Origin of the sequence: Pseudomonas sp. M2 (assembly GCF_015751845.1) — a bacterium.
GTDB lineage: Bacteria > Pseudomonadota > Gammaproteobacteria > Pseudomonadales > Pseudomonadaceae > Aquipseudomonas > Aquipseudomonas putida_E.
Genome location: NZ_JADOUD010000001.1, coordinates 1,303,211 through 1,318,220 on the forward strand (window position 1 = coordinate 1,303,211; position 15,010 = coordinate 1,318,220).

Genomic DNA, 15,010 nt, shown 5'->3' on the forward strand with positions numbered 1-15,010 from the left:
CACAATCAGCCTTCTACCACCGCCTGCCACTGGTTCTGATCGACCTGGATCAACGTCGGCCCCTTACGCTCCACCGCCCGCCCCAGGGCCACCTGCAACTGCTGCACATCGCCAACCTGTTCCGCTTCAGCCCCCAACGCACGTGCCACGCCAATGAAATCCGGGGTATGGATATCGACCCCTACCGGCTCGATGGCACGATTGACCATGTATTTCTTGATCTCTTCATAGCCCTGGTTATTCCACAGCAGCACGATCAACGGCACCTGCGCCTCCACCGCACTGGCCAGCTCCGGCAGGGTGAACTGCAGCCCACCGTCCCCGATCAGGCACACTGCCGGGGCACGCGTGGCCGGTTGCTCGGCGCTGCCCAGCCACGCCCCCATCGCCGCCGGCAGTGCATAACCCAAGGTGCCGTAACCGGTCGAGGCATTGAACCAGCGGCGTGGCTGATCCATATCCAGGGTCAGGTTGCCGGTGTACACAGGTTGAGTCGAATCGCCCACCAGGATGGCGTTGGGCAAGCGTTCCAGAATGCTGGTCAGCAGGCGGGTCTGGCTCAGGGTTGGCTGGTCCCAGGTAGCGTTCAGTGACGTGCGCAGGCGCTGCGCGCGTGCCGCCCCCCACGTGCCATCGCGGGCAGGCTGTGGCAGGTCGTGCAAGGCATCGAGCAATGCCTGTGCTGCCAGCTCGGCATCGGCGACCAGCGCCAGCTCCGGCAGGTAATTGCGCACGGTCTGGTCCGGGTCGATGTCGATGCGCAGCAGTGCCCCGGGGATTTCAAAGCCGCCCTTGAACGTCACGTCGTAGTCAGTTTCAGCCAGCTCGGTGCCAATCGCCAGCACTACATCAGCCTCAGCCACCAGCGCACGGGTGGCGACCAGCGACTGGGTCGACCCGATCTGCAACGGATGGTCAGAGGGCAGCAGGCCCTTTGCATTGATGGTCAGAGCCACAGGGGCCTGCAGGTACTCGGCCATGCGCGCAAGCGCAGGGCCAGCAGCCAAAGCACCGCCGCCTGCCAGGATCAAAGGCTTGCGCGCCTTGGCCAGGCGTTCGGCCATCAGTGCCACAGCCTGCGGCGCGGCGCCCGCGCGGCTACTGCGTACAGGGCGGCCCGGCAGCAGGTGGTCAGCAGGCTCGACCAGCACGTCCAGCGGAATCTCGATATGCACCGGACGCGGCCGGGCGCCATCGAACACGGCAAACGCGCGCGCCAGTACCTGTGGCAAGTCATCAGCGCTCATCAAGGTTTGCGAGAAGGCAGCCACCCCAGCCACCAGGGCGCTCTGGTTGGGCAGCTCGTGCAGCTTGCCACGGCCACCACCCAGCTGGCTGCGCGACTGCACGCTGGAAATCACCAGCATCGGGATCGAATCGGCGTAGGCCTGGCCCATCGCGGTGGTGATGTTGGTCATCCCAGGACCGGTGATGATGAAACATACACCCGGCTTGCCACGCGTACGCGCATAGCCGTCAGCCATGAACCCGGCGCCTTGCTCATGGCGCGGTGTGATATGGCGGATGGACGAGCCCGCCAGCCCTCGGTAGAGCTCCACGGTATGTACGCCGGGGATGCCGAAGACATGGTCCACGCCATAACCTTCGAGGAGTTTGACCAGTACTTCGCCGCACGTTGCCATCGGTTTCACCTTGGATCTTGTTGGAATCTGTGCGTATTGGACCCAACCCAAGGCTATCGCCACAAGGCAAAAAAACACATACTAGCCATGTCCTTTAATCATGGCTTGCCACGATGAAACGCCTTCCGCCCCTCCCCGCCCTGCACACCTTTCTGGTCACCGCGCAGCACTGCAACTTCACCCGTGCCGCACAGCAGCTGCATATCACCCAGGGCGCCGTCAGCCGGCAGATCGCCGGGCTCGAAGAACACCTGGGTTATGCCTTGTTCCAGCGTCAGGCCCGCGGCCTGAGCCTGACGCGTGAAGGCCAGGACTGGCTGCCGCGCGTGCAACAGGTGTTCGCCTTGATCGAACAGGGTGTGCGCGAGGTGGGCGGGCGCAGCACGACCTTGCAGCTCAAGGCGCCGACCTGCGTGATGCGCTGGCTGTTGCCGCGCCTGATGGAATGGCAGGCACTGCGCCCGGATGTGCCAGTAGAGCTGACCACCACGGTGCAACATGGCGTGGATTTTCGGCGCGAAGGGTTCGATGCGGCGGTGGTCTATGGCAGCTTGCCCAATCATGGGCTGCGGGTGCGCAAGCTGTTCGATGAGCAACTCACGCCCGTCTGCGCGCCATCGTTACTGGCTGGGCCTTTGCCACTGAAGCAGGTCGAGGACCTGGCGCGCCATATGCTGCTGCACCCATCGCGGGATGAGCATGACTGGCGCCTGTGGCTGCAAGCGGCCGGTGCGTCACTCGACCTGCACGGGCCGAAGCAGCACTTCGAGACGCTGGACATGGCCATGGCCATGGCATCCCAGGGCACTGGGGTTGCCATTGGCGATTGGGCATTGATTGGCGATGACCTGCGCGGCGGGCGTTTGTGCATGCCCTTCGGGTTGAAGGTGACCACCGGCAAAGCCTATTACCTGGCCTGCCAGTCCAAAAGCTTGCCAGCAGGGTTGGCCGAGCTGATGGACTGGCTGGAGGGCCGTGCCGAGGCTCAGTAACCGACGGTAAAACGCTGCCGCGAATGCGCCGGTTTCTCCAGTTCATCGAGCATGGCAATGGCGTAGTCGGCAAAGGTAATCCAGCTCTTGCCATCGGCGCCGATCAGCAGGTGGTCCTTGCCCAAGGTGTAATGCCCTGTCCGCTCCCCTTCGACGAACTCAGCCGACGGCGACAGGAAGGTCCAGTCCAGGTTCTGTTCCTGGCGCAGCACCTCAAGAAAGCGTACACCGGCGCTGGCCTCGGCCTTGTAAGCCTCGGGAAAGTCCGGGCTGTCGATGACCCGATGCCCGGAAGGCAACAGCAGGCTGCCGGCGCCCCCGACCACCAACAGGCGTTTGACGCCCGCACGCTTGACCGGCTCGATGATCGCATGCGGCTCGATGGTCGAAAAATGCGCAGCGCTCAGCACCGCATCCACACCCGCCAGCGCCTTGTGCAGCGCCGCGCTGTCCTTGACGTCGAGCGCCTGCACGGTCACGCCCGCGCGCCCCTGCAGTGTCGAAGGGTCGCGGGCAATGGCGAGCACACTGTGCCCGCGGCGCAACGCCTCTTCCAGCAGTTGGCTGCCAGCGCGGCCAGTAGCACCGATGATTGCGATCTTGCTCATGAGGAACACTCCTTCAGTTGAATGGAATTACCACTTCATCTCGCCCTTGGCGACCTTGGCACCGAGCTCCAGCGAGCTCTCGTCGGCCAGGCCCGGGTAACGCTTCTTCATTGCGCCGATCAGCCCATCGGCGTCTTTGGCCTTGGCCGCTTCAACATCGAACGCCTGGATGTAGCTCGCCGTGAAATGCACGGCATCGAGCGAATGATCGCTCTGCCCCAAGTAGTGGCCGGCCACGACAGTACGCGGTGCCAGCTGCTCGATGTGCTTGAGCGTGCCAAGCCAATCCGCATGCGACTTGGCTGACTGGGTATCGGCCATCCAGACATGGATGTTTTCGGAGACCACCACCCCACCCACCACTGCCTTGATCGACGGAATCCAGACAAAACTGCGCTCAGGTTGCGGGCCATCCAGCCCCATGACTTCGAGCGGCTGCCCCTCCAGCATCAGGCGATTGCCATCGAGCACCTGTGGCACCACCAGCCGCGCCGGTTTGTCGGAGCCCATCTGCGGGCCCCAGTAAGCCAGCTTGGCATCCATGGTCTGGCGGATATGGGCAACGGTGGCGGCCGAAGCAACCACGCTGACCTCAGGGAAGGCCTGGGTCAGGGTGTCGAGGCCGAAGTAGTAGTCCGGGTCGCCATGGCTGATGTAGATGGTCGTCAGGTGTTTGCCGCCAGCACGCAGGCGTTGCGCCAGCTGTTCGGCCTGGGCCTTGCCGAACTGGGCGTCGACCAGGATGGCGTCCTTTTCGCCACTGACGATTACCGAGCTGACCGGGAAGATGGCCTCATGGCCTGGGTTGTAAATGTCCAGTTGCAACGGCTCGGCAGCCTGGGCCTGGCCAGCCAAGGCGACACATGCCAGCACCAGGCTGCGCAAGGGAGTGAATATCGACATGCTCTGTGACCGTCCGCGAGAAGAATGATCAACAGCTTAGTTGCCCGATCCATGACAAAAAATGCGATGCTCGAACATAGTTTGTTTCTGAAATCGGGCAAATCATGGACCGTCTGAACGCGATGCGCGTTTTTGTCACCGTCGTCGACCTGGGCAGCCAGTCGGCGGCGGCCGATCAACTGCAGCTGTCCCGCCCGGTGGTCTCGCGCTACCTCGCCGAGCTGGAGGACTGGGTTGGCGCGCGCTTGATGCAGCGCACCACGCGCAAATTGAGCCTGACCGCCGCTGGCCTGGAGACCCTGCCCCGCTGCCGGCATCTGCTGGAACTGGCCGGCGACCTGCAGGCCGCCGTGCAGCAACCGGCGGATGCGCCCCGTGGCGCCCTGCGCATCAGCGTCAGTACCTCATTCGGCCAGGCACAACTGGTGGATGCGGTAGCCGCGTATGTGCGCCGCTACCCTGGGGTGAGAGTCGAGCTGCAGATGCTTGATCGCACGGTCAACCTGGTGGACGAGCGCATCGACCTGGCCATCCGCACCAGCAACGACCTGGACCCGAACCTCATCGCCCGGCGCCTCACTGTATGCCGCTCAGTCGTCTGCGCGGCACCCGCCTACTTGCATGAGCATGGCACCCCGCAACGGGTCGAGGAACTGAGCCAGCACAATTGCCTTACTCATGCCTACTTCGGCCACAGCGTCTGGCATTTCGAAGTGGGCGGCCAGCCGATCACTGTCCCGGTCGAAGGTAATATCAGTGCCAACGAGGCCATGACCCTGCAGAAGGCGGCACTGGCCGGTGCGGGGGTCGCCATGCTGCCGACTTACCAGGCTGCCGCGGCCCTGCGTACAGGCGAACTGGTGCGCCTGCTGCCTGATGCACGCCCGCAGGAGCTGAACCTGAATGCGGTGTACACATCACGCAAGCATATGCCGGCGACCTTGCGCAGCATGCTGGATTTTCTGGCGCAGCGGTTCAGGGACGAACCGGAGTGGGATAAAGATTTGTTGTGAACTGCCGCGCAACCGGGCTGTTGCGTCAAGCGTCCACCTGTGATTGACCTATGCTTGAGGTATCACCTGTTTTTGCAACAGGAGGTGAGCACCATGGGCATCAAATCAAGAAGAGTCGCCCTTGTCATGGCAATGACTGCAGCCGTCGGGCTTTACGGCTCCGCCTGCTGGCGCGCCGAGCTGCTACGCAGCCAGCCCAACGCGGCAGCCAGTTGCGAGCAGGCGCACTGCGTGCCGCACACCGCCACCTTGAGCGCCGTCCGCTGAGCCGAACGGCGCAATGCCGATCACTCGTCGACGCTCATGTATTCCTTGGCCCAGCGGATATAGTCCTCAGGCTGGGTGTAGGTGTGCGACAGCTCGGTGGCCGTGAGGTTTTCCGACTTGTTCTGCTGGCCGCGCTGCAGGCGCAGGCAGTCATAAGTGGCCTTGATCGCGGCAAAGTAGGCGGCATGGCCATCGACCACGATCCGTACGCCAAGGCGTGCCAGGCGCTCATCGTCGCGCAGGTTCGGGTTGGCATAGGTCACCAGCATCAGCGGCACGCTGAGGTGCTCGGCGATCTGCTCCAGTTGCTCGAAGTCTTTGACACCCACCATGCAGATAGCATCGGCACCGGCCTTCTGGTAGCTCTGGGTGCGCACGATGATTTCTTCGGTGCTGAGCACGCCGGCGTTAGTGCGGGCGATGATCGAGAGCGACGAGTCGACCCGGGCCTCCAGCGCCGCACGGATCTTGCCAACGCCCTCTTCGACCGGGATCAGGTCGGTGGACTTGCGCCCGAACTGGGCCGGCAGCAGCGTGTCTTCGATAGTGAGCGCAGCCACACCGGCGCGTTCCAGTTCGATGACCGTGCGCATGACGTTCAGCGCATTGCCATAACCGTGGTCGGCATCGGCGAGCACCGGCAGCTGGGCCACACGGCCGATGCGGGTAGCCTGCTCGACGAACTCACTCAGTGTGATAAGGGCGAAGTCTGGTGCGGCCAGCACCTGCAGCGAGGCGACCGACCCGCCGAGAATGCCGACTTCGAAGCCCAGGTCAGCGGCAATACGCGCCGACATCGGGTCGAACACGGAGGCCGTGTGATAGCAGGAACCTGAAGCGAGCAGCTCGCGGAAGGCAAAACGCAGATCTTGATGGGAAGCCTTGGGCATGATCACTCCGCTTATACGTGAAATTGAACGGTTGCTACCGACCCCTGAATCGGGTCTACCTGACCTGTTCCAACCGTCGCCATCGGGGCGCTCATGCTCGACATGCAGGCAGAGGAATAAAAGGTGTGGGATACAGCGGCACTGGAATCCTGCGACATCATGCTGCACCAAGCTGGTGCGACCCGCGGATTCAAGGCTCTGCGGTCCATGCACGATATCACGCAGCCATGCAGCACTGGATGAATGCGCCAATGCCGATCTTGCATGGGCGATGCTGATAGTACATAGGTAGCTACCTAAGTCAGGTTACAATCGCGGTATTGGTGCCGGCCCGCTCGTGGGCCAGCAAAGCCACTGCTGTCTTTCAAACAAGGTGCCCCTCCGTGACCGCCGCACTGCCCCCGACCGCCCTGCGCAGCGTCCTCACCGCGTTGATGCTGGCCATCTTCCTTGGCGCCCTCGACCAGACCATCGTCGCCGTTTCACTGCCTGCCATCTCCGCCCGGTTCAATGACGTCGGGCTGCTGGCCTGGGTGATATCGGGCTACATGGTGGCGATGACCGTGGCAGTGCCGATCTACGGCAAGCTGGGGGACCTGTATGGGCGCCGCCGCATGATCCTTACCGGCATCAGCCTGTTCACCCTGGCCTCCATCGCCTGCGCCCTGGCCCAGGACATGCAGCAGCTGGTGCTGGCGCGGGTGCTGCAGGGTATCGGTGCGGGCGGCATGGTTTCGGTGAGCCAGGCGATCATTGGCGACTTCGTACCACCCCGGGAGCGTGGCCGCTACCAGGGCTATTTCAGCAGCATGTATGCCGCAGCCAGCGTGGCCGGGCCGGTACTGGGTGGCTGGCTGACCGAATACCTGTCGTGGCGCTGGGTGTTCTGGATCAACCTGCCCTTGGGCCTGGCCGCCCTGTGGGCCATCCACCGCGCCCTGGAGGGCATGCCCGTGCAACGCCGTCAGGCCCAGGTGGACTATGTGGGGGCGGTGTTGTTGATCATTGGCCTGGGCAGCCTGCTGCTGGGCATTACCCTGGTCGGCCAGGGCCACGCCTGGACTGCGCCTGCCGTGATGGCCCTGTTCGCCTGTGCCGGGCTTGGCACAGCCTTGTTCATCGGGCATGAACGTCGTTGCCAGGAACCGTTGCTGCCACTGGGGCTGTTCGGCAACCGGGTGGCCGTGCTGTGCTGGGCGGTGATTTTCTTCGCCAGTTTCCAATCGATCTCTCTGACCATGCTGATGCCCCTGCGCTACCAGGGCATCACCGGGGCCGGGGCCGACAGCGCCGCGCTGCACCTGCTGCCCTTGGCCATTGGCCTGCCCATCGGTGCATTCACCGGCGGGCGCATGACCAGCTTCACTGGCCGCTACAAGCCGCAGATCCTCGCCGGTGCGTTGCTGATGCCGGTGGCGATCTTCGCCATGGCCATCACCCCACCGCAGTCGGGCGTTCTCAGTGCGCTTTTCATGTTGTTCACAGGCATCGCCTGTGGGCTGCAGTTCCCGACATCGCTGGTAGGCACCCAGAGCGCTGTGGATAGCAAGGACATCGGCGTGGCCACCAGCACGACCAATCTGTTCCGCTCACTTGGCGGCGCCATGGGCGTGGCCTGCATGTCCAGCGTACTGCTGGCACTGCTGCATCAGGGGGGGTTCGAATTGGCGGGTAATCCGTTGCTGGGGAGCCTGCAGGCTGGGGAAGCGGATCCTGCAACCCAGGCACGATTGCTGGAAACCTTCAGGCACCTGTTGCTGGGCAGCGCCACGGTGGCGCTGCTGGGGCTGGTGGCGGCAGTGGCATTGCCGGACCGGCAGTTGCGTGGGCGCTAGGGGAGCACCTTAGGTTTTAATCATCCCTTAATGCTCAGGGAAAACACTCCCTCACAATCCTTAACAAAGTGTCAATTGCGCAAGGCAGGGCTCCAGCGCAGCATATCCAGCCCGGTGTCCACCCATTTTTCGGCATCGCGCAGCAGATCGACGCTGTCTGGCAGTAGCAACCAGCGCCCGATCAGGCCATCGACATAGGCAAACAGGGCCACGGCTGCCCGTTCTACATCCAGCCCGGCCGGCAACTGCTCACGGCGCACGGCATTGGCCAACGCCAGGGTAATGCCCTCATGGCAATCCAGCACCGCACTTTGGCGCTGCTGGCGAATTTCACACATGTCATCGGTGAACTCGCACTTGTGATGCAAGATCTCATTGATACGCCGGGTCCGGGCGTCGAGCACCAGCCCGTTGAACACTTGCAGCAGCAGCTTGCGCATGCAGCCGAGTGGGTCCAGTTCGTCCTCGCTTTCACTGGCACGCGCCAAGTGGTCATGGGTTTCGTGCAGGCTGTCGAGCAGCGCCTGCACCAACTCCGCCTTATTGTTGAAATGCCAGTAGATAGCACCGCGGGTCACGCCCGCCAGTTCGGCGATGTCAGCCAGGGTGGTTCGCGCAACCCCACGCTTGTAGAAAGCCTTTTCCGCCGCCTCGATGATCTGGGTTCGGGTTTCCTGGGCTTCTTCTTTGGTTCGACGGACCATGGCAGTACAACCTCATCTGGGCCCGCAGGCACGTTGCTTGCGGGGAATCCGCCGGGGTCACCTCTGAAGGGTGCCTCCGGATGGGCTAATCAAGGGGCCGGATAGTAGCCAAGTACTACCCAACGGTATTTACAAACAACCATGAATGTAAGTATATTCGTTAGTAAGCTATTTATCCACCTGATAGCATTTTTTCTGACAAGACTCTTCCATTACTCTTGAGCGTCTCCCTGCTCTAGCGACCCGAGGATCCTCATGCAATTCAAGCCAGCCGTTACCGCTCTGGTTTCCGCCGTCGCCCTGGCAACTCTGCTAAGTGGCTGTAACAAAGAAGAAGCCGCGCCCGCAGCACAGGCTCCTCTGGTCGGCGTCGTGACAATCCAGCCCCAAGCCTTCACCCTGACGTCCGAGCTGCCGGGGCGCACCAGCGCCTATCGCGTGGCCGAAGTGCGCCCTCAGGTCAATGGCATCATTCTCAAGCGCCTGTTCAAGGAAGGCAGCGACGTCAAGGCCGGTCAGCAGCTGTACCAGATCGACCCTGCCGTATACGAGGCCACCCTGGCCAACGCCCAGGCCAACCTCCAGGCTACCCGCTCGCTGGCCGAGCGCTACAAGCAGCTGATAGACGAACAGGCGGTGTCCAAGCAGGAATACGACGACGCCAATGCCAAACGATTGCAGGCCGAGGCAGCGCTCAAAAGTGCCCAGATCGACCTGCGCTATACCAAGGTACTGGCGCCGATCAGCGGTCGTATCGGTCGCTCGTCGTTCACTGAAGGTGCGCTGGTGAGCAATGGCCAGACCAATGCCATGGCCACCATCCAGCAACTCGACCCGATCTACGTCGATGTCACCCAGTCCACCGCCGAGCTGCTCAAGCTGCGCCGTGACCTGGAAAGCGGCCAGCTGCAGAAGTCCGGCGACAACGCCGCGTCCGTCCAGCTGGTGCTGGAAGACGGCAGCCTGTTCAAGCAGGAAGGTCGCCTGGAGTTCTCCGAAGTGGCGGTCGACGAGACCACAGGTTCGGTGACCTTGCGCGCCATCTTCCCCAACCCTGATCACACCCTGCTGCCTGGCATGTTCGTGCACGCGCGGCTCAAGGCCGGGGTCAACAGCAATGCCATCCTGGCCCCGCAGCAAGGCGTGACCCGTGACCTCAAGGGTGCACCGACCGCGCTGGTAGTCAACCAGGAGAACAAGGTCGAACTGCGCCAGCTCAAGGCCAGCCGCACCCTGGGTAGCGACTGGCTGATCGAAGAAGGCCTGAACCCGGGCGACCGCCTGATCACCGAGGGCCTGCAGTACGTGCGCCCGGGTGTCGAGGTCAAGGTCAGCGATGCCACCAACGTCAAGAAACCGGGCAGCCCTGATCAGGCCAGCGCGGCCAAAGCAGACGCCAAAGCGGAGTAAACCATGTCGAAGTTCTTTATCGATCGCCCGATCTTCGCCTGGGTGATCGCCTTGGTGATCATGCTGGTCGGCGCTTTGTCGATCCTGAAGCTGCCGATCAACCAGTACCCAAGCATCGCGCCGCCGGCCATCGCCATCTCCGTGACCTACCCGGGCGCCTCGGCGCAAACCGTGCAGGACACCGTGGTGCAGGTGATCGAGCAGCAGCTCAACGGTATCGACAACCTGCGTTATGTGTCCTCGGAGAGCAACTCCGACGGCAGCATGACCATCACCGCCACCTTCGAGCAGGGCACCAACCCTGATACCGCGCAGGTTCAGGTACAGAACAAGCTGAACCTGGCCACCCCACTGCTGCCGCAGGAAGTACAGCAGCAAGGTATCCGCGTCACCAAGGCAGTGAAGAACTTCCTGATGGTGATCGGCCTGGTGTCCGAAGACGGCAGCATGACCAAGGATGACCTTGCCAACTACATCGTTTCCAACATGCAGGACTCGATTTCGCGCACGGCAGGTGTCGGTGACTTCCAGGTGTTCGGTGCACAGTACGCCATGCGTATCTGGCTCGATCCGGCCAAGCTGAACAAGTTCCAGCTGACTCCGGTCGACGTCAAGACCGCGGTCGCCGCGCAGAACGTGCAGGTGTCGTCCGGCCAGCTCGGCGGCCTGCCTGCCATACCCGGCACCCAGCTGAACGCCACCATCATCGGCAAGACTCGCCTGCAGACCGCCGAGCAGTTCGAAAATATCCTGCTCAAGGTCAACAGCGATGGCTCGCAGGTTCGCTTGCGCGATGTTGCCCAGGTCGGCCTGGGCGGCGAAAACTACGCCATCAGCGCCCAGTTCAACGGCAAGCCGGCCTCGGGCCTTGCGGTCAAGCTGGCGACCGGCGCCAACGCCCTGGATACCGCCACGGCCCTGCGCAAGACCATCAGCGACCTGGAGCCGTTCTTCCCGCCAGGGGTCAAGGCGGTGTTCCCGTATGACACCACGCCGGTGGTCACCGAATCGATCAGCGGGGTCATACACACCCTGATCGAAGCCGTGGTCCTGGTATTCCTGGTGATGTACCTGTTCCTGCAGAACTTCCGCGCCACCATCATTACCACCATGACCGTACCGGTGGTATTGCTGGGCACCTTCGGCATCCTTGCCGCCGCGGGCTTCAGCATCAACACCCTGACCATGTTCGCCATGGTCCTGGCCATCGGCTTGCTGGTGGACGACGCCATCGTCGTGGTGGAGAACGTCGAACGGGTCATGTCCGAGGAAGGCTTGCCGCCCAAAGAGGCGACCAAGCGGTCGATGGAGCAGATCCAGGGCGCGCTGGTGGGTATCGCCCTGGTGCTGTCGGCAGTGCTGCTGCCGATGGCCTTCTTCGGCGGCTCCACGGGTGTGATCTACCGGCAATTCTCCATCACCATCGTCTCGGCCATGGGCCTGTCGGTGCTGGTGGCACTGATCTTCACCCCGGCGCTGTGCGCCACCATGCTCAAGCCGCTTAAAAAGGGCGAGCACCATGTGGCCAAAGGTGGCTTCTTCGGCTGGTTCAACCGCAACTTCGACCGCAGCGTGAACGGCTACGAGCGCAGCGTGGGTACCATCCTGCGCAACAAGGTGCCGTTCCTGCTGGGCTACGCCTTGATCGTCGTCGGCATGATCTGGCTGTTCGCCCGCATCCCTACCGCGTTCCTGCCCGAGGAAGACCAGGGCGTACTGTTCGCCCAGGTGCAGACACCGGCCGGTTCCAGTGCCGAGCGCACCCAGGTGGTGATTGACCAGATGCGTGAGTACCTGCTCGAGGACGAAGCCGATACCGTGTCGTCGGTGTTCACCGTCAACGGCTTCAACTTCGCCGGTCGCGGGCAAAGCTCGGGCATGGCGTTCATCATGCTCAAGCCGTGGGACGAACGCTCCAAGGAGAACAGCGTGTTCGGCCTGGCCGAGCGTGCCCAGCAGCACTTCTTCAGCTTCCGTGATGCGATGGTGTTCGCCTTTGCTCCGCCTGCGGTACTGGAGTTGGGTAACGCCACCGGCTTCGACGTATTCCTGCAGGATCGTGGTGGCGTCGGCCATGCGAAACTCATGGAGGCGCGCAACCAGTTCCTGGCCAAGGCTGCCCAGAGCAAGGTGCTCAGCGCCGTGCGTCCGAACGGCCTGAACGATGAGCCGCAGTACCAGCTGACCATCGATGACGAACGTGCCAGCGCCCTGGGCGTGACCATCTCCGACATCAACAACACCCTGTCGATTGCCTTGGGTGCCAGCTACGTCAACGACTTCATCGACCGCGGCCGGGTCAAGAAGGTGTACATCCAGGGCGAACCGAACGCCCGGATGAGCCCGGAAGACCTGCAGAAGTGGTACGTGCGCAACGGTGCAGGCGAGATGGTGCCGTTCTCCTCCTTCGCCACAGGTGAATGGACCTACGGTTCGCCCAAGCTGTCGCGCTACAACGGTGTCGAGGCAATGGAGATTCTCGGTGCACCGGCCCCAGGCTACAGTACCGGTGAAGCCATGGCCGAGGTGGAGCGGATCGCTGGCGAACTGCCGGACGGCATCGGCTACTCCTGGACCGGCATGTCCTACGAGGAAAAGCTCTCCGGCTCGCAGATGCCGGCACTGTTCGCCCTCTCGGTCCTGTTCGTGTTCCTGTGCCTGGCAGCACTGTATGAAAGCTGGTCGATCCCGATCGCCGTCGTGCTGGTCGTTCCACTGGGCATCATCGGTGCGCTGATCGCCACCAGCCTGCGCGGCCTGTCCAATGACGTGTACTTCCTGGTAGGCCTGTTGACCACCATCGGCCTGGCGGCGAAGAACGCGATCCTGATCGTGGAATTCGCCAAGGAACTGCACGAACAAGGCAAGAGCCTGTATGACGCAGCGATCGAGGCATGCCGCATGCGTCTGCGCCCGATCATCATGACCTCGCTGGCATTCATCCTCGGCGTGGTACCGTTGACCATTTCCAGCGGCGCTGGCGCGGGCAGCCAGCATGCCATCGGTACCGGGGTAATCGGCGGCATGATCAGTGCGACCGTGCTGGCCATCTTCTGGGTACCGCTGTTCTTCGTCGCAGTGTCGTCGCTGTTCGGCAGCAAAAAGCCGGAACAGGACGCCACCCCTGAAACTCCACGTTATGAGGCTGGGCAATGACCAAGTCTTTGTTGTCCCTGGCGGTAACCGCTTTCATTCTCGGCGGCTGCTCGCTGATCCCTGATTACCAGACGCCGGAAGCACCGGTGGCAGCGCAGTGGCCGCAAGGCCCTGCGTACTCGCCGACCGAGTCGGCCGACGTGGCCGCCGCCGAACAGGGCTGGCGCCAGTTCTTCCACGACCCGGCACTGCAGCAGTTGATCCAGACTTCGCTGGTGAACAACCGTGACCTGCGCGTGGCGGCACTGAACCTCGACGCCTACCGCGCGCAGTACCGCATCCAGCGCGCCGACCTGTTCCCGGCGGTTTCAGCCACCGGCAGCGGCAGCCGCCAGCGCGTCCCGGCGGACCTGTCGACAACCGGTGAGGCCAACATCACCAGCCAGTACTCGGCCACGCTGGGCGTCAGCGCCTACGAGCTGGACCTGTTCGGCCGCGTACGCAGCCTGACCGAGCAGGCCCTGGAAACCTACCTGTCCAGTGAGCAGGCGCGTCGCTCCACGCAGATCGCCCTGGTGGCCAGCGTGGCCAACGCCTACTACACCTGGCAGGCCGACCAGGCACTGTTCAAGCTGACCGAAGAGACGCTCAAGACCTACGAGGAAAGCTACAACCTGACCCGCCGCAGCAACGAAGTCGGTGTAGCTTCGGCGCTCGACCTCAGCCAGGCGCGCACCGCCGTGGAAGGGGCACGGGTCAAGTATTCGCAGTATCAGCGCCTTGTCGCCCAGGACCTCAACAGCCTGGCCGTGCTGGTGGGTACCGGCATCCCGGCCAACCTGCCCAAGCCGCTGGAGCTCGATGCCGACCAGCTGGCGGAAGTGCCGGCTGGCCTGCCGTCGGACATCCTCCAGCGCCGCCCGGACATCCAGGAAGCCGAGCACCTGCTCAAGGCCGCCAACGCCAACATTGGCGCAGCGCGAGCAGCGTTCTTCCCGAGCATCAGCCTGACCGCCAACGCCGGCACCCTGAGCCCGGACATGGACGGGCTGTTCAAAGGTGGTTCGGGGACCTGGCTGTTCCAGCCGCAGATCAACCTGCCGATCTTCAACGCCGGCAGTCTGAAGGCGAGCCTGGACTACTCGAAGATCCAGAAGGACATCAACGTCGCCAAGTATGAAAAGACCATCCAGACCGCCTTCCAGGAAGTCTCCGATGGCCTGGCGGCACGCAAGACCTTCGAAGAGCAGTTGCAGGCGCAACGTGACCTGGTGCAGGCGAACCAGGATTACTACCGCCTGGCCGAACGCCGTTACCGCATCGGTATCGACAGCAACCTGACCTTCCTCGACGCCCAGCGCAACCTGTTCAGTGCACAGCAGTCGCTGATCACCGATCGCCTGTCGCAGCTGACCAGCGAGGTCAACCTGTACAAAGCGCTCGGCGGTGGCTGGTACGAGCAGACCGGGCAGGCCAATCAGCAGGCATCGGCGGCAACACCGAAGAGCTGACTGTTCAGGTAAACACAAAAACCCACCCCTCGCGGTGGGTTTTTTGTTGCGCACAACGCTGCCTGACAAATAATTAACCAACTGGAACATTCCGTTCGATTATCGCCCGCTTCCGCTTGCGACGAATTGCCTCACTGC

The 15,010-nt window shown here is 62.9% G+C and carries 12 protein-coding genes; 7 read left to right on the forward strand and 5 right to left on the reverse strand.

Going from position 1 to position 15,010, the window contains the following annotated elements; all coding sequences use genetic code 11:
- Positions 1-5: 5 nt before the first annotated feature.
- The gene (locus IWW33_RS06145) at positions 6-1,643 is read right to left on the reverse strand and encodes a 5-guanidino-2-oxopentanoate decarboxylase (protein ID WP_174142068.1); all 1,638 of its coding nucleotides are present in this window, start codon (positions 1,641-1,643) and stop codon (positions 6-8) included.
- Between the two features lie 113 nt (positions 1,644-1,756).
- On the opposite strand from IWW33_RS06145, the gene IWW33_RS06150 reads away from it, so the two are divergent.
- Entirely contained in the window at positions 1,757-2,635 is an 879-nt protein-coding gene (locus IWW33_RS06150) for a LysR substrate-binding domain-containing protein (protein WP_174142069.1), read from the forward strand.
- On the opposite strand, the gene IWW33_RS06155 is transcribed toward IWW33_RS06150, so the two are convergent.
- Positions 2,629-3,243, reverse strand: coding sequence for an NAD(P)-dependent oxidoreductase (locus IWW33_RS06155; RefSeq protein ID WP_174142070.1), 615 nt, complete (start codon positions 3,241-3,243; stop codon positions 2,629-2,631). The genes IWW33_RS06150 and IWW33_RS06155 overlap by 7 nt on opposite strands.
- Positions 3,244-3,270: 27 nt before the next feature.
- Positions 3,271-4,146 (reverse strand): MBL fold metallo-hydrolase, encoded by an 876-nt coding sequence (locus IWW33_RS06160; RefSeq protein ID WP_174142071.1) that lies wholly within the window; start codon positions 4,144-4,146, stop codon positions 3,271-3,273.
- Positions 4,147-4,250: 104 nt separating this feature from the next.
- Here IWW33_RS06160 and IWW33_RS06165 point away from each other — a divergent pair, with 104 nt between their 5' ends.
- Positions 4,251-5,159 carry a LysR family transcriptional regulator gene (locus IWW33_RS06165; RefSeq protein WP_115273676.1) on the forward strand — a complete coding sequence of 303 codons (909 nt, stop codon included), beginning with the start codon at positions 4,251-4,253 and terminating at the stop codon, positions 5,157-5,159.
- Between the two features lie 126 nt (positions 5,160-5,285).
- Positions 5,286-5,426: a hypothetical protein gene (locus IWW33_RS06170; RefSeq protein WP_168216568.1), complete on the forward strand. Its 141-nt coding sequence runs from the start codon at positions 5,286-5,288 to the stop codon at positions 5,424-5,426.
- A gap of 20 nt (positions 5,427-5,446) precedes the next feature.
- On the opposite strand, the gene IWW33_RS06175 is transcribed toward IWW33_RS06170, so the two are convergent.
- Entirely contained in the window at positions 5,447-6,316 is an 870-nt protein-coding gene (locus IWW33_RS06175) for an oxaloacetate decarboxylase (protein ID WP_046784922.1), read from the reverse strand.
- A 383-nt stretch (positions 6,317-6,699) separates the two neighbouring features.
- On the opposite strand from IWW33_RS06175, the gene IWW33_RS06180 reads away from it, so the two are divergent.
- On the forward strand, positions 6,700-8,151 hold the full coding sequence (locus IWW33_RS06180) for an MDR family MFS transporter (protein ID WP_119688339.1): 1,452 nt from the start codon (positions 6,700-6,702) through the stop codon (positions 8,149-8,151).
- A gap of 71 nt (positions 8,152-8,222) precedes the next feature.
- Here IWW33_RS06180 and ttgR read toward each other — a convergent pair whose 3' ends face one another.
- Positions 8,223-8,855 carry an efflux transport transcriptional regulator TtgR gene (ttgR, locus tag IWW33_RS06185; protein ID WP_046784920.1) on the reverse strand — a complete coding sequence of 211 codons (633 nt, stop codon included), beginning with the start codon at positions 8,853-8,855 and terminating at the stop codon, positions 8,223-8,225.
- Between the two features lie 255 nt (positions 8,856-9,110).
- Here ttgR and ttgA point away from each other — a divergent pair, with 255 nt between their 5' ends.
- From ttgA to IWW33_RS06200, 3 genes are read left to right on the forward strand one after another with little or no spacing between them, the layout of a single operon-like run.
- Positions 9,111-10,265, forward strand: a complete 1,155-nt coding sequence (gene ttgA / locus IWW33_RS06190; protein WP_119688338.1) for a toluene efflux RND transporter periplasmic adaptor subunit TtgA — start codon at positions 9,111-9,113, stop codon at positions 10,263-10,265.
- Positions 10,266-10,268: 3 nt separating this feature from the next.
- Positions 10,269-13,421, forward strand: coding sequence for a multidrug efflux RND transporter permease subunit TtgB (ttgB, locus tag IWW33_RS06195; RefSeq protein ID WP_046784918.1), 3,153 nt, complete (start codon positions 10,269-10,271; stop codon positions 13,419-13,421).
- Positions 13,418-14,872: an AdeC/AdeK/OprM family multidrug efflux complex outer membrane factor gene (locus tag IWW33_RS06200; protein WP_046784917.1), complete on the forward strand. Its 1,455-nt coding sequence runs from the start codon at positions 13,418-13,420 to the stop codon at positions 14,870-14,872. The genes ttgB and IWW33_RS06200 overlap by 4 nt, the downstream gene beginning before the upstream one ends.
- The last annotated feature ends 138 nt before the right edge of the window (positions 14,873-15,010 follow it).

Coding starts and splice junctions, on each gene's coding strand:
- IWW33_RS06145 (WP_174142068.1), bottom strand. CDS start 1,643: ATGGCAACGTGCGGCGAAGTACTGGTCAAACTCCTCGAAGGTTATGGC.
- IWW33_RS06150 (WP_174142069.1), top strand. CDS start 1,757: ATGAAACGCCTTCCGCCCCTCCCCGCCCTGCACACCTTTCTGGTCACC.
- IWW33_RS06155 (WP_174142070.1), bottom strand. CDS start 3,243: ATGAGCAAGATCGCAATCATCGGTGCTACTGGCCGCGCTGGCAGCCAA.
- IWW33_RS06160 (WP_174142071.1), bottom strand. CDS start 4,146: ATGTCGATATTCACTCCCTTGCGCAGCCTGGTGCTGGCATGTGTCGCC.
- IWW33_RS06165 (WP_115273676.1), top strand. CDS start 4,251: ATGGACCGTCTGAACGCGATGCGCGTTTTTGTCACCGTCGTCGACCTG.
- IWW33_RS06170 (WP_168216568.1), top strand. CDS start 5,286: ATGGCAATGACTGCAGCCGTCGGGCTTTACGGCTCCGCCTGCTGGCGC.
- IWW33_RS06175 (WP_046784922.1), bottom strand. CDS start 6,316: ATGCCCAAGGCTTCCCATCAAGATCTGCGTTTTGCCTTCCGCGAGCTG.
- ttgR (WP_046784920.1), bottom strand. CDS start 8,855: ATGGTCCGTCGAACCAAAGAAGAAGCCCAGGAAACCCGAACCCAGATC.
- ttgA (WP_119688338.1), top strand. CDS start 9,111: ATGCAATTCAAGCCAGCCGTTACCGCTCTGGTTTCCGCCGTCGCCCTG.
- ttgB (WP_046784918.1), top strand. CDS start 10,269: ATGTCGAAGTTCTTTATCGATCGCCCGATCTTCGCCTGGGTGATCGCC.
- IWW33_RS06200 (WP_046784917.1), top strand. CDS start 13,418: ATGACCAAGTCTTTGTTGTCCCTGGCGGTAACCGCTTTCATTCTCGGC.